The organism is Mycobacterium syngnathidarum, assembly GCF_001942625.1.
Taxonomy (GTDB): Bacteria; Actinomycetota; Actinomycetes; order Mycobacteriales; family Mycobacteriaceae; genus Mycobacterium; species Mycobacterium syngnathidarum.
This window is the reverse complement of record NZ_MLCL01000023.1, coordinates 105,964-119,332: the sequence shown is the minus strand read 5'-3', so window position 1 is coordinate 119,332 and position 13,369 is coordinate 105,964. Positions and strand designations below refer to the sequence as shown.

Sequence of the window (13,369 nt, the reverse complement as noted above, 5' to 3'; positions counted from 1 at the left end):
TCGCCATGGCGGATTTCCGTTACGACCCGCGTCAGCGGCCCGCGCAGCCTCCGGCACCGGCCGCTGACGCGTTCACCATCCACTCTGCGGTTGTCGCTGAAGGGGTTTCGCTGGCGTTCGTCCGCGAGGGCGTCGGCGGCGTGCCACTTCTGCTGGTACACGGCTATCCCGAGACGAAGCGGATCTGGTGGCGCAACATCGAGGCCCTGGCGGCGGCCGGCTTCGAGGTCATCGTGCCCGACCTGCGCGGGATGGGGGACAGTTCGATCCCGCCCGACGATCAACACGACATCGTCACCTACTCGCGGGATCTGTATGCGCTGGTTCATGACGAGCTGGGCCACGACTCCTGCCTGATCGCGGCGAGCGACGTCGGGGCGGTGGTGAGTACCGACCTGATCCACCGGTTCCCCGGGTTCGTCACGGGTTTCTGTGTTTTCAACACCGTGCCGCCCATGGGGGTCGACTATTCGGGGATCGGCACCCGGCATCCGGGGTTCGTCGGCGGCGCGGCCGACCCGACCGGCGACTACCGCTGGATGCAGGGCGCCTTCCCCGACGAGCTCGCCGCGATGCTGCCCACGCCGGAGGCGCGTCGGCAGTGGGTGGCCGCGATGTACACCAATCGGCTGTGGGGCTCGGCCTATGCGTTCGCCCAGCCCGACGTGGATTTCATGACCGAGCCGTTCGCCGACGAAGCACGGCTACGGGCCGGCTGGGCGTCCTACCAACTCGCCTACGGCCGCGCCATGTCCGAGATCCCGCTGATGGATGCCGTGCAGGTGCCCACCCTGGTGCTCTACGGTCCCGACGACCATGTGGTCGGCGAGGATTTCGTTCCCCGCGCCGAGCGAGCGTTTCTCGATCGCATTGGGCCGCTGGTGATTCCGGGGGCCGGTCACTTCCTGCAATGGGAACGTGCGGACATCTTCAACCGGTTGCTACCTGCGGTGTTCGGTGATGTCATCGCTGCTCATCGACCGGTTGGGCCAGAATCGATCCACCCAGCCACCGTCTGACGAAGCCCCGTAACTCGTCGCGGCCGCGGGCGGGATCGTTGGGCGCGACGAAGAACGACAGCATCATGCGGAGCGTGAATTCCACCAGCTCACGCAGGGCGCCCTCGTCGTATCCGTACTTCTCCCAGTCGACATCGAAGCGGGTGATCATCCGCATGCCGAACGCCTGACCTTCGTCAGAGGCGACGTTCACTGAGCTGGTTGCGGCCTGCGGCCCCGACAGCATGATGCGCAGATGCGGTACGCGGGCGACCTCTTCCAGCGTGAACATGACGCCTTCGGTCATCGCCTCGGCCGGGTCGGTGATGCCGCGCACGCTCTCGGCGAGCCGGTCGAGAAAGCCGTCGACCGTGGCGATGGCCGCGGCGTGCATCAGCGATTCGGCGGTGGGGAAGTAGCGATAGACGGTCTGGCGGATGACGCCGAGCGATGCGGCCACGTCGGCGATGCTGATCCCGGTGCCGGTCTCGGCGATCAACTGCACCGCGGCGGCCACGATGCGTTCGGAGGCCTCTTCGTCGCTGCCGGGCGGTCGCCCGTCCCATCCGCGTCTACGCGCCATCGTCGGGATTCTCGGCCGGCAACATATCTGCAGGATATCGCCACCCGTCGTTGACGGGCCGACGCCGCGTGTAGTAATCATACAACTAAGGCGTTATTTGTATGATTGCTCGGACAAGCGAGGTGGCACCGATGACGGATCTGATCGTGCGGAAGATGAGGTTCGCTTTCGCGGACCACCGCGTCCCGTTCCTGTGGAACGAGACCAACCCGGCGTTCTCGTCGATGGCCAACGCGGTGTCGTTCCTGGCCATCGCCTTCGAGAAGATGATCGGCCACATGATCACCGAGGCCATGCCGTTCATCACCGACCCCGAGGTGGCCGAGGAAGCCCAGGCCTTCGTGCGGCAGGAAGGCCAGCACGCGATGGCCCACCGTCAGCACGCCAAGGGCTTGATCAAGACCTATCCGGGTCTCAAGGAGACCCTCGACGAGGTGGTCAAGGCGTTCGACGATCTGACCGCCGAGACACCACTGAAGTACCGGTTGGCCTACACCGCCGATCTGGAGGCGACGTTCACCCCGGTGTTCAAATTGATGCTCGACCATGACGACACGCTGTTCGCGCCGGGGGACGACCGGGTGGCGTCACTGTTCCTGTGGCACTTCGTCGAAGAGGTCGAGCATCGCAGCTCGGCGCTGATCATCTACGACGCGGTAGTCGACGATCCGTGGTACCGGATGCGGGTCGCGCCGTCGATCTTCAAACACGTGTGGGCGGTGCTCAAGGTGGCCTGCGACGGCTTCAACAAGCACGTGCCACTGGAGGAACGCAAGATCGACGCGATGTCGATGTTCGGTATGCAGGCGCGGAAAAAGACCCTGCTGCAAAAGCTTCCGTTCACCAAGACTCCGTATGACGGACCGGTGGAGAACGCGTTCGCGCATCTGCCGGTACGCGAGATGCTGACCGCACTGGCCGGCGTCGTGCGCAGCCAGGTACCCGGCCACAATCCGGCCCACGAGAAACTGCCGGCATTGGCCGACGAGTGGTTCCGGCGCTACGAGGACGGTTACGAGGTCACGCAGTGGTACACCGCCGGTGAGGCGACCGAGAAGAAGGCGAGCGCGGCCAATGTCTGACCTGTGTACCCCGACGTTCTCGGGACTGGCGGAGCGCCTGGGCTTTTCCTGTGACACGGCCGGTGGGCTGGTCGAGTTCCGCAACCCGTTCGGGCTGGAGAACTGGACGCTTCCGGTGCTGGAAGCCACCGTGATCGTGGGTGCGGTGCTGGCCCTGGTGTACGCGATCGTGCGGCTGCGCCGGCACAACGACCCGACCAACCTGGTGCTGTGGTTCGGTGCCATCGCCTATCTGCTGATCATCGAACCGCCGCTGTATTTCCCCGGCGCGTTCGGGATCGCCGACCACGTCGACACGATGTTCGCGCACAACGTGTTCACCGTCGACTTCCTGTGGGGCCGGCTGCCGCTCTACATCGTCGCGATCTACCCGATGATGGCGACGGTCGCGTACGAGATCGTCCGGATCCTCGGTGTTTTCCGTCGCCGCGGTGTGTTGATCGGCGCCATCTGCGTCGGGTTCGTCCACCATGCGTTCTACGAGATCTTCGACCACCTCGGGCCCCAGCTGCGGTGGTGGGAGTGGACTCTGGACCACCCGATGAACCAGCCGTTCTTCGATTCGGTGCCTTTGCCCAGCGTGGTGGTGTTCGCTGCGCTGTGGCCGATGTCCCTGGCCTTCTGCGTGCAGCTCTTCGTCGGGCGCCACGTCCAGGACGGTAAGACCTTCACCGGGCTGCAGATCCTGGGCCGCACGATCGTCGTCGGCGTCTTGGCGTCCATCGGCACTGCGGTGCTGCCCCTGCCCGCCACCCTTGCCGCATCGATCTCGGGCAGTACGACGGTGGGCGGGGTGGTCTATGCCGCCGAACTCGTCGTGCTCACCGTGGTCGCGATCCCGGTGCTGTTCCGTCAATGGTCGAGCCTGCGCAAGGACAGCGACACGACCACCGTGCGCTACTCCAACCCGCTGATCCTGCGTTATGCCGTGGTGTATCTGGCGGTCATGACGGTCCTTTGGTTGACGGCGCTGCCGGCCTACTTCGGCGCAGTCGACGGTTGGACCGCCTCCGGCGACCCGATCGGCAGCCTCGGCTACACCGTCATCTGCCTGGTGATCGCCGGTCTGTCGATCGCTGCGGCGGCGACCGTAAATCCCGCCGGCCTGCAACAACAGCCCGACGCGGTGCCGTCGGTCACGGCCGGCAACCCGGAATGAGCAGCGAACCCACAGGCGCGGCACGCAACTGACGCGCCGGACGATGCGGCAGAATTGCGGAGGTGCCGACACCGCCGCAATACCCTGGCGACCCCGGCCGGCGAGGCAGGGGTCCCGTGCCGCCGCCCGACCCGGTCACCCGGCGGCTGCCCCGTTCACGACGGGGCGAGGCGCCGACCGAACAGATCCGGGCCCGCCCTCAGCCGCCTGAGGCCGCCACCGAGAAGATCATGCGTAGGCGTCCGCCGGTGGCTCCTCGGCCGGCGGGACCACCGCCACCGCCGCCACAACCGTCTGTTGCCGGTCGTGGCGAACCCGAATCGACGAAGCCGTCGTCTCGGTGGCGCAGCCCGCAGGGGATGATCCTGACCGCGGTCATCGTCGTCGCACTCGTGGTGATCGGGCTGACCGGTGCCGAACTGTACGCCCGGCACAAGGCGGGCTCGGTACTCGTCGCGGTGGCCGAGTGCGTGGTGGAGGACAACGCCTCGGTCTCTTTCGGTGTCAAACCGCCGTTCCTGTGGCAGCACATCAACGGTCACTACACCAACATCTCGGTGCAGACCGCGGGTAAGCAGGTGCAGGCCGCCAAGGGGATGACTGCCGATGTGGCGTTGTCCGACATCCGGTTGCAGGGCACCGAGGATTCCAAGGGCACCATCGGATCGTTGAGCGCCACCCTGAGTTGGACCTCGGCCGGTATCAAGGACACGGTGGCCGAGAATCTGCCGGGGGTCGGCGCACTGGTCTCCGACGTCAGCACGGACCCGGCGGCGGGCACCATCACGCTGCAGGCCGTGGGGAACACCAAGGTGACAGCGAAGCCGGTGGTGACCAACGGCAACCTCGATCTGCAGGTCACCGATGTCAGCGGTCCGTTCGAGAAGGACACTGTGCAGGCCGCTCTCGACGGCCTCACGACGAAGCTGAACGACGCCTACCCGCTGGGTATTCACGCCGACAGCGTCGCGGTGACCGATACCGGGGTGGTGGGCAAGTTCTCCAGCCAGAACGCGTCCATTCCCGGCGATGAAGCCGACGACGCCTGCTTCGCCAAGCTCTGATGCGTACCCGGATCACGGTGGCCACTGCACTGACGCTCGCGGCGCTGTGCGCACCTCTGGCCCGGGCCCAGGATCCCAGCCCGCTGCTCCCGCTGGTCGATACCGCTGCCCAACGCCTGCAAACAGCAGACCCGGTGGCGGCCAGCAAGTTCCGCACCGGTGGGACGATCGAAGACCCGCGCCGCGAGCAGCAGGTGATCGACGCGACCGCTGCCGAGGCCGTCGGCCGTCACCTCGACCCGGCCTACGTGGGCCGGGTGTTCCGGGATCAGATCGACGCGACCGTGGCCGTGGAGTACGGGCTGTTCTCGCAGTGGAAGCTGGATCCGGCCGCTGCTCCGGTGAGCGCCCCCGACCTGGCTGCGTCGAGAACCACCATCGACGGGCTCAACCACACGATGGTGAACGAGATCGCCAGCCAGTGGCCGACCCTGCACTCACCGTCGTGCCCGGCCGACCTGGCGAGCGCGGTCGATGGTGTGGCCGCGGCGCGACATCTGGATCCGCTGTATCGGCGGGCGCTGGAGCACGCCACTCGGTCCTATTGCCGCTGACCAGCCACCACATCCGGGTATTGACGTTTCTGTCGACATCAGGCGGGTATCCATGGCCGCAGGAGGTCAGGAAATGCCTACATGGAGTTGGATCGTCATCGTCTTCGTTGCCGTGATCATCGTGCTCGCGGTGGTCGTGGTCGCCGCGATGATGCGTCAGAAGCGCAGTGAACGACTCAAAGAACAGTTCGGGCCGGAGTACGAGCACGCGGTCGAATCGGCAGGCGGTCAACGTGCCGCGGAGCGGGAATTGCTTGCCCGCGAACGGAAACACAACAAGCTCAAGATCAATGAGTTGACGCCGGAATCCCGGGCGCGCTACGTCGAAGCGTGGGGCCAGACCCAAGCCGGATTCGTCGACGATCCGTCGAAGTCGGTCAGCGAAGCGGATCGCCTGGTGACCGAGGTCTTGCGGGAACGCGGATATCCGGTCGACGATTTCGAGCAACGCGCGGCCGACATCTCGGTGGACCATCCCAAGGTGGTCGAGCATTACCGCGCCGCCCACATCCTGCGCCTTGCCCAGGATCAGGGCGAGATCGGTACCGAGGCGCAACGTGAGGCGATCGTGCACTATCGCGCGCTGTTCGAGCAGCTGGTCGGTGCGGTCCCCGGAACCCAGCCGGCCACCGACACCCGGGCCGCCGACACCCGGGCCGAACACGCCACTCCTGTCCAGCGTGAGGCGGGAAAGCACGAGCGAGAGGCGCGAGCATGACCTCTGGGGGGTAAACCCAAGACCTTCGCGTGGCTCTCACGCGCTACCGCGATTTCTTCCAGCGCCTGCTGTCGGTGTGAGCCTGCTGTCTACAAGCTGTCGACGATGGCGTTCTTCAGTGCCTCGGAGCTGGTGCCGAACACCGCTTGAACACTGTTGCCCACTTCGATGACACCTGCGGCACCGAGGGCCTTCAGTCGGTCCTGGTCGACCTTGCTCGTGTCGGCGACCTCCATACGGAGCCGGGTGATGCAGGCGTCGACGTTGACGAGGTTCTCCCGTCCGCCGAACGCGGCGATGAGCTGCTCCACCTGCGTGTCGGGCCGCGCAGGTGCGGTGAGGGTGCCGGTGCCGCCGGCGGTGATGGCGGTCGTGGCCTCGGCGTCCTGGCCGAGGTTGGCTTGCTCCTCGGCCTCGAACTCGGCTTCGGGTTCACGTCCAGGCGTGCGCATGTTCCATCTCGTGATCGCGACGTAGAACAACACGAAGTAGATGACGGCGAACACCGCTCCCACCGCGATCAGGAGCCAGATGTTGTGCGCAGCGGGCGCACCGCCGTAGAGCAGCAGGTCGAGGAGGCCGGCCGAGAACGAGAATCCCAGGTGGATGTCGAGCAGGTAAGCGATCGCCAGGGACAGCCCCGTCAAGAGCGCATGAATGACATAGAGCGGGAACGCCACGAACATGAAGGCGAACTCCAGCGGTTCGGTGACACCGGTCAGGAATGCCGTCAGCGCGGCCGCCGAGAGGATTCCGAACGCAACCTTGCGTTGCTTCTTTTTGGCGGCGAGGATCATCGCCAGCGCCGCGGCAGGCAATCCGAACATCAGTATGGGGTAGAACCCCGAGGTGAGGATGCCCGCGGACGGGTCGCCTGCCGCGAACCGCGTGAGTTCGCCGGTGACCACGTTGCCGTCGGCGGTCTGATAGTCGCCGTAGATGAACCACACGTATGAGTTCGGGATGTGGTGCAGGCCCAGGGGAATCAGCATGCGGTTGGCGAACCCGTAGACGAATGCGCCCAGTGCGCCACTGCCGCCGATGAACCGGCCCAGCCCGGTCAGCCCGGCATCGAAGATCGGATAGAAGTAGCTCATCAGGAAGGCGATGAACAAACTCGCCAGCGACACCACGATCGGCACGAATCGGCGCCCTCCGAAAAATCCGAGATAGGAGGGTAATTGGATGGTGTGGTACCGGTCGAACAACCACGCTGTCACCAGACCCACCACGATGCCGGCGAACACGCTGTAGTTGATCTGAGCCTGGTCGCCGGCCTTGTCCACCTCGCCGGCCAGCACGATGGGAGACATCGTCTTGAACACCGCGGACATCACCAGGTAGCCGACCACTGCGGCCAGGGCCGTCGAGCCGTCGGCCTTGCGGGCGAAGCCGATCGCGACGCCGACCGCGAAGAGCAGGGGCAGATTGGTGAACAGGGCGTCGCCGGCCGCGCTCATCGCCTTGAAGAACGGGCCGATGACGGGGGAGTCGATGCGGCCCAGCAGGTCGGGTTGGCCCAGCCGCAGCAGGATGCCCGCGGCGGGCAACACGGCGATGGGCAGCATGAGGCTCTTGCCGAGCCGTTGCAGTTGCGCGAAAGCGGGTATGCTCAGACCGGACTTCTCCTGTGTACCTTCAGTTTTCGTCGTACCGCTCATCGCCCACCGTCCTCCTGGCCACCCGGGGTGAACCGCCGTAAAGCTGTGCGGAAGCTTAGACGAGAACCTGTGAACTCGCGGCCGTCTTCCGGTCACACTCGTATTGTTGGGGACACGAACGCCCCGCGCCGGTAAGGAGCCAGCACAGTGAGCAGCACCCGAGTTCTCGCCCCCGTTGCCGGGCGCGCGGTGGCACTACAGGATGTGCCGGATCCGGTGTTCTCGGCCGGCATGGTGGGGTACGGCGCCGCCGTGGACCCGCCGCGTGGCGTGATCGACGCGATCGCCCCGGTCAGCGGCAAGTTGTTGAAGCTGATGCCGCACGCGTACGTCATCTTGACGGCCGACCGCGTGGGCGTGCTGGTTCATCTCGGGTTGGATACAGTCGCGCTCAATGGTGACGGATTCACCACGCACGTCAGTCAGGGAGATCAGGTCGATGTGGGCCAGGTGGTGATCACCTACGATGTGCCGGCGGTCGAGGCCAAGGGGCTCAATCCGATTGTGCCGGTGGTGGTCATGGACGAGCGTGAGCCCGATAACGTTGCCGTAGCCGCCGCGGTTGTCTCCGGAGTCGACATCGATTCGGGCGCAGAGCTTTTCACGGCGAGCACTTGAATGGAAGTCGTTATCCTGCCCGACGCGGCCACCATCGGCGGCACGGCCGCCGACGCCGTCGCCGCGCTGCTCGACCGTAAACCCGATGCGGTCCTCGGTCTGGCCACCGGCTCGTCGCCGCTGGCGATCTACGATGAGCTGGCTGCGCGATATGCCGCGGGGCGGATTTCCTTCCGGCAGGCCAGGGCGTTCACGCTCGACGAATACGTCGGCCTGCCCGCTGATCACCCTGAGCGCTACCGCAATGTGATCGACACCGTCTTCGTTTCCCGCGTCGATTTCGGCCCGGACACCGTGTTGGGTCCCGACGGCCTGGCGACCGACATTCCAGCGGCGTGTGCGGCATACGAGGACGCCATTCGGGCCGCCGGCGGTGTCGATCTGCAGATCGTCGGAATCGGCACCGACGGGCACATCGCGTTCAACGAGCCGGGGTCCTCGCTGGCATCACGCACCCGCATCAAGACGCTGACGCGGCAGACCCGCCTCGACAACGCCAGGTTCTTCGGGGACGACCTCGACGCGGTGCCGACGCACTGCCTGACCCAGGGCTTGGCCACCATCATGGCGGCCCGGCACGTGATCCTGGTGGCACTCGGCCGCAGCAAGGCCGAAGCTGTGCACCACCTCGTGGAGGGTGCCGTGAGTGCCATGTGGCCGGCGACCATCCTGCAGCACCACCCTCATGTCACTGTGCTGCTCGACGATGCTGCGGCACAACGACTTCAACTCATCGACTACTACCGTGAGACTTACCGGTCAAAACCGGATTGGCAGGGCTTCTGAATGCTGCTGACCGCGGATTCGGTGTGCCCCGGCGCCGATCTGTTGCAGCCCGGGTGGATTGACGTGTCAGGCGGTCTGGTGCGGGCCATGGGTGCGGGCCCGCCGCCCCGGCCCGCTGATCGTGATCTCGGTTCGGTGACGGTGGTGCCGGGTTTCGTCGACACCCATACGCATGGTGGCGGCGGTGGAAGCTTCTCGGCCGCATCGGAGGCCGACACAGCGGCCGCGGTGGCGCTACACCGTGGGCACGGCACTACCAGCATGATCGCCTCCCTGGTCACCGCGAGCCCCGACGATCTGTTGCGTCAGGTCGGCGCGCTCGCCGAGGCGGTTCGGGCCGGCCACCTCGACGGTATTCACCTCGAGGGCCCGTGGTTGTCGACCGTACGGTGCGGGGCACATCAACCTGCGCTCATGCGCGACCCGGATCCGGCAGAGATCGAGCGGTTGCTCACCGCCGCTGCGGGAACGATCCGGATGGTGACGATCGCACCCGAACGTCATGGTGCGCCGGCCGCGATCCGTCAGTTGGTGGACGCCGGTGTGGTGGTTGCCGTCGGGCATACCGAGGCGACCTATGATCAGACCCGCGCCGCGATCGCGGCCGGGGCCACGGTGGGCACCCACCTGTTCAACGCCATGCGCCCGATCGACCGGCGTGAGCCGGGCCCGGCAATCGCGCTGCTCGAAGATCCCTCTGTCACTGTCGAACTCATCACCGACGGGGTTCATATCGATCCGGCCATCTACCGGCATGTCACGCGTTCGGTCGGCCCGGATCGCGTCTCGCTGATCACCGACGCGATGGCGGCCACCGGAATGTCCGACGGGCGCTATCACCTGGGGCCGGTGCAGGTCGACGTGGTGGACGGGGTCGCGCTCGTCGGAGGCACCGACACCATCGCGGGGAGCACGGCGACCATGGACCGCGTGGTCCGGTTTGCTGTGGCCCATTGCGGTTTGTCCCGCGAGGAGGCGCTGCCGCTGGTCGTTCGTCAGGCCTCGCTCAACCCGGCGCGTGCGCTGGGTTTTCCCGGTGGCGGCCTGATCCCAGGTGCCGCAGCCGATCTCGCGGTGTTGGACGCGGATCTGGCGGTCACCGCGGTGATGCGTCGAGGTGTGTGGGAGCCGCGATCGGAGGACTAGGCCGTCCCGCGTCGCCGGTGTCCGAGAAGTGTTTTCTGACGCAACAATTCGTGTCGCGGCGGCGAGAATCGACCGTTACCAATTCTTGCACCGGCGTACCGTCAACCGGGTAAGCCCACAGAGTATCCGGGGGTCGTTCTTGTCGGACTGGCCGTTCGTCGCACGGAACGTGGAACTGCACGAAGCCGCGCAAGCGCTGCGGGTCGGTTCCCGCGGGGTGGTTCTGGCCGGCCAGACCGGAGTGGGCAAGTCGGCGCTGGCCCGGGTGCTGGCAGAGGGCCTGGAGTCAGAGGGTTGCCCGGTGCGGTTCGTCCTCGGAACCGAGACCGCTCAGGCGGTGCCGCTCGGCGCGTTTCGGCATGCGCTCACCCTCGCCGATGCGCGTGACCCCACGGTGATGCTCGGCGCGGCGCATGAGATGTTGGCCGCCGATCCCGACGTGGTCATCGTGGTGGACGACGCGCAGCATCTCGATCCGTTGTCGGCGCTGTTGATCCAGCAATTGGCGGTGCACGGCTCACCGCGACTGATCGTCACCATCGGCAACGGCGCAGTCGCCTCCGATGCGGTGACGGCGCTGTGGAAAGAACAGCTGCTTTTACGGTTGGACCTCGAACCCTTCACCCGGGAGCAGACGGCCGAGTTGGCAGCCGCGGTGTTGAGCGGTGCGGTCGACGATCGCGCGGTCGCAGAACTGCACCGGTTCTCCTCGGGTAGTCCGCTCTACCTCCGCGGTGCGCTCAACGCGGCCCTGGGCGATGCCGTGTTGGTCTGCGATCAGGGGCGATGGCGGCTGCGCGGCCGGCTGCGGGCCAGTGCCGATCTGCATGCATTGATCGGGTCCAGGTTCGACACCCTGACGCCGGATGAGCTCGATGTCGTCGAGGTGGTCTCCACCGCTGAGGTCATCGACTGGGACGTGCTGGTGGCAGCCTGCGACCTCGACGCGATCGGCCGGGTCGAGCGCCGGGGCGCGATCCAGGTGCTCAACGATGCGGCCTACACCCTCGTGCAGCCCGGCCATCCCATCATCGGGGAGGTGGCTCGCAGCCGATGCTCGAAAACCCGTTCCCGGCAGATCAATACGCAATTGGCCGTGCTGTTGGGAGAGCACCTGGCCTCGCCGAACAACGGCGGGCCGGCTGACGTGCGGGGGCGAATCCAGTTGGCTCGGTTCATGGCGGGAGGCGATGGTCCGGCGGATGCGGGCGTGATCGCCGATGCCGCGGCCAGTGCGGTCACGATGTCCAATCTGGCGCTGGGAGAGGAGCTCGCGCGATACGCCGTGAACCACGGCGCCGGGGCGCCTGCGGCGATCGTGCTGGCTGAGGCGATGAGCTGGCAGGGTCGTGGCGAGCAGGCCGAGGACCTGCTGGCCCGGACGGTGCCGCCGGAGGAGGACGAACCGACGCTCGCGCGCTGGGGTTGCCTGCGGGCCTCCAACCTGTTCTTCGGGTGTGCGCGTCCTGATGCCGCGCGTTCCGTACTTGCGATGGTCCGCAGGCAGCTGCACTGCCGCCAGACGGTGAGCCTGGTCGCGGCGATGGAGGCGGTGTTCGCGTTCTTCCTCGGCGAGACCGGAGAGGCGATCGCACTGAGCACCGAGATGCTCGGCACGGACCTGTCGTCGTCGAATGCGGCGACGGCGAAAGTGTGGGCCGCCCTGGCCTCCTCGAGCGCTTTGGCTTTGTCCGGACGCTGGGAGGAAGCCGCTGCCGTCGCGCAGACGGGCGAACGGGTTGCCGAGGATTGCGAGTCGGGTCCGCTGCGTTACTGGCTGGCCTTCGCACAGGTGTCGGCGGCCGCGGCAGCGGGAGAGCTGGCCCGGGCGCAGCGGGTGTGTGACCGCTATACCGTGCCGGCCGGGAGTTCCGCGCAGGCCGAGGCCGTCGTCACCGCGCTGAGTGGACGGGTGGCATTGGCCCGCGGCCACCTGTCATCGGCGTGTGAAGCGCTGCAGGCCGCGGTATGGGCGACACCTCCGGGACTCCCGCCCGGGTGGCTCATGGTGGTCGCGGCGTGGCTGGCCCAGGCCGAGGGGATGAGGGCGGACGGCCCCGCTGCGGGCGCCGCTCTGCGGCGCGCCGAGGCCGCCGCTGTCGGGTCCCTCGAGGTGTTCCGGTCAGAACTGGAGTTGGCGAGAGCCTGGACGGCGGCAGCCAACGGCGACACGAAGGTGGGGATCGGCCACGCTGCGCGGGCGGCAGCCTCTGCCAAGGCGCACGGGATGGACGCGGTCGAGCTCACGGCCCTGCACACCGCGCTGCGGTTCGGGAAAACTTCAGGTCACGGCAGAATCCGGCAATTGACGCGATGCCTCGGGGGCCCGATGGCCGAGGCCATCACCGCGCAGAGCATCGGTCTGGCCCGGCATGATCCCGATGAACTCGTCGCGGCCACCGACCGGTTCGAGGCGATCGGGGCGCTGGCGTTGGCGGCCGATGCGGCCGCCCATGCGGCCCGCCAGTTTGCCCAGAGTGGTTGCCGTGGTGGCGAATTGGAGTCCGTCGCCCGGGCACTGTGGTTGGCGGGTCGCAGTGGCGCGCGGACGCCGGCCTTGCGCTGCGCCGGCGATCCACTGCCGCTGACCGAGCGCGAGTGGGAGATCGCGAACCTCGTCGGGGTCGGGATGAGCAACCGCGCGATCGCCGACAAGTTGTGCCTGTCGGTGCGCACCGTCGACGGGCATCTCTACCGCATGTTCGCCAAACTCGATGTGGACGACCGTGATCATCTGGCCCGGCTGGCCCGCTTCGGCCCGGCGACTTGATCAGCCGAGGTGTGGTGGGTCCTCGCTGGAGCTGCGGGCACCCACGAAATCGAGCAGGCGCGGATCGGCTGAGGTGAACCGGTCCACTTCCTCGCCGCCGTCGCAGCGCAGCAACGCGATCGTGAGGCTGTCCGTGGTGCGGGTGAGCACGCGCCAGTGTGCGCCGGAATCCTCCCAGCGCTGCAAATCTGCCACCCGATCCACGCCCATGCCTCCTACCATGGCATGTG

At 66.9% G+C, this 13,369-nt stretch carries 13 protein-coding genes; 10 read left to right on the top strand and 3 right to left on the bottom strand.

The window, feature by feature from the left end; genetic code table 11:
• Window positions 1-5: 5 nt before the first annotated feature.
• Complete coding sequence (locus BKG60_RS05795) at window positions 6-1,019, top strand: alpha/beta fold hydrolase (RefSeq protein ID WP_075909345.1); 1,014 nt, start codon at window positions 6-8, stop codon at window positions 1,017-1,019.
• Here BKG60_RS05795 and BKG60_RS05790 read toward each other — a convergent pair.
• Window positions 964-1,581 (bottom strand): TetR/AcrR family transcriptional regulator, encoded by a 618-nt coding sequence (locus BKG60_RS05790; protein ID WP_070184665.1) that lies wholly within the window; start codon window positions 1,579-1,581, stop codon window positions 964-966. The genes BKG60_RS05795 and BKG60_RS05790 overlap by 56 nt on opposite strands.
• A 131-nt stretch (window positions 1,582-1,712) precedes the next feature.
• Between BKG60_RS05790 and BKG60_RS05785 the strand changes: the two genes are divergently transcribed.
• The 5 genes from BKG60_RS05785 to BKG60_RS05765 all read left to right on the top strand — a co-directional run bounded on the left by BKG60_RS05785 (window position 1,713) and on the right by BKG60_RS05765 (window position 6,158).
• Window positions 1,713-2,663, top strand: coding sequence for a metal-dependent hydrolase (locus BKG60_RS05785; protein ID WP_075909344.1), 951 nt, complete (start codon window positions 1,713-1,715; stop codon window positions 2,661-2,663).
• Window positions 2,656-3,822, top strand: coding sequence for a hypothetical protein (locus BKG60_RS05780; RefSeq protein ID WP_075909343.1), 1,167 nt, complete (start codon window positions 2,656-2,658; stop codon window positions 3,820-3,822). Before BKG60_RS05785 ends, BKG60_RS05780 begins: the two co-directional genes overlap by 8 nt.
• 116 nt (window positions 3,823-3,938) lie before the next feature.
• On the top strand, window positions 3,939-4,886 hold the full coding sequence (locus BKG60_RS05775) for an LmeA family phospholipid-binding protein (RefSeq protein ID WP_371726051.1): 948 nt from the start codon (window positions 3,939-3,941) through the stop codon (window positions 4,884-4,886).
• Complete coding sequence (locus tag BKG60_RS05770; RefSeq protein ID WP_070184669.1) at window positions 4,886-5,440, top strand: chorismate mutase; 555 nt, start codon at window positions 4,886-4,888, stop codon at window positions 5,438-5,440. Before BKG60_RS05775 ends, BKG60_RS05770 begins: the two co-directional genes overlap by 1 nt.
• A 73-nt stretch (window positions 5,441-5,513) precedes the next feature.
• Window positions 5,514-6,158, top strand: a complete 645-nt coding sequence (locus tag BKG60_RS05765; RefSeq protein ID WP_075909391.1) for a hypothetical protein — start codon at window positions 5,514-5,516, stop codon at window positions 6,156-6,158.
• An 89-nt stretch (window positions 6,159-6,247) separates the two neighbouring features.
• On the opposite strand, the gene BKG60_RS05760 is transcribed toward BKG60_RS05765, so the two are convergent.
• The gene (locus BKG60_RS05760) at window positions 6,248-7,819 is read right to left on the bottom strand and encodes a PTS transporter subunit EIIC (protein WP_075909342.1); all 1,572 of its coding nucleotides are present in this window, start codon (window positions 7,817-7,819) and stop codon (window positions 6,248-6,250) included.
• 147 nt (window positions 7,820-7,966) lie between these two features.
• Here BKG60_RS05760 and BKG60_RS05755 point away from each other — a divergent pair, with 147 nt between their 5' ends.
• The 4 genes from BKG60_RS05755 (at window position 7,967) to BKG60_RS05740 (ending at window position 13,139) form a co-directional block, all read left to right on the top strand.
• A complete protein-coding gene (locus BKG60_RS05755) occupies window positions 7,967-8,437 on the top strand; it encodes a PTS sugar transporter subunit IIA (RefSeq protein ID WP_075909341.1) in 471 nt (156 codons plus the stop codon).
• Entirely contained in the window at window positions 8,438-9,223 is a 786-nt protein-coding gene (gene nagB / locus BKG60_RS05750) for a glucosamine-6-phosphate deaminase (RefSeq protein WP_075909340.1), read from the top strand.
• Window positions 9,224-10,369: an N-acetylglucosamine-6-phosphate deacetylase gene (nagA, locus tag BKG60_RS05745; RefSeq protein WP_075909339.1), complete on the top strand. Its 1,146-nt coding sequence runs from the start codon at window positions 9,224-9,226 to the stop codon at window positions 10,367-10,369. It begins immediately after the preceding gene.
• 169 nt (window positions 10,370-10,538) lie between these two features.
• A complete protein-coding gene (locus BKG60_RS05740; RefSeq protein WP_239252456.1) occupies window positions 10,539-13,139 on the top strand; it encodes a helix-turn-helix domain-containing protein in 2,601 nt (866 codons plus the stop codon).
• Here the strand turns inward: BKG60_RS05740 and BKG60_RS05735 are convergent, their stop codons facing one another.
• Window positions 13,140-13,349 carry a hypothetical protein gene (locus tag BKG60_RS05735; protein ID WP_070184676.1) on the bottom strand — a complete coding sequence of 70 codons (210 nt, stop codon included), beginning with the start codon at window positions 13,347-13,349 and terminating at the stop codon, window positions 13,140-13,142.
• Between the last annotated feature and the right edge of the window lie 20 nt (window positions 13,350-13,369).

Excerpts from the sequence above, each read along its gene's own strand:
- BKG60_RS05780 (WP_075909343.1), top strand. The coding sequence starts at position 2,656 with ATGTCTGACCTGTGTACCCCGACGTTCTCGGGACTGGCGGAGCGCCTG.
- BKG60_RS05795 (WP_075909345.1), top strand. The coding sequence starts at position 6 with ATGGCGGATTTCCGTTACGACCCGCGTCAGCGGCCCGCGCAGCCTCCG.
- BKG60_RS05770 (WP_070184669.1), top strand. The coding sequence starts at position 4,886 with ATGCGTACCCGGATCACGGTGGCCACTGCACTGACGCTCGCGGCGCTG.
- BKG60_RS05760 (WP_075909342.1), bottom strand. The coding sequence starts at position 7,819 with ATGAGCGGTACGACGAAAACTGAAGGTACACAGGAGAAGTCCGGTCTG.
- BKG60_RS05790 (WP_070184665.1), bottom strand. The coding sequence starts at position 1,581 with ATGGCGCGTAGACGCGGATGGGACGGGCGACCGCCCGGCAGCGACGAA.
- BKG60_RS05785 (WP_075909344.1), top strand. The coding sequence starts at position 1,713 with ATGACGGATCTGATCGTGCGGAAGATGAGGTTCGCTTTCGCGGACCAC.
- nagB (WP_075909340.1), top strand. The coding sequence starts at position 8,438 with ATGGAAGTCGTTATCCTGCCCGACGCGGCCACCATCGGCGGCACGGCC.
- nagA (WP_075909339.1), top strand. The coding sequence starts at position 9,224 with ATGCTGCTGACCGCGGATTCGGTGTGCCCCGGCGCCGATCTGTTGCAG.
- BKG60_RS05765 (WP_075909391.1), top strand. The coding sequence starts at position 5,514 with ATGCCTACATGGAGTTGGATCGTCATCGTCTTCGTTGCCGTGATCATC.
- BKG60_RS05735 (WP_070184676.1), bottom strand. The coding sequence starts at position 13,349 with ATGGGCGTGGATCGGGTGGCAGATTTGCAGCGCTGGGAGGATTCCGGC.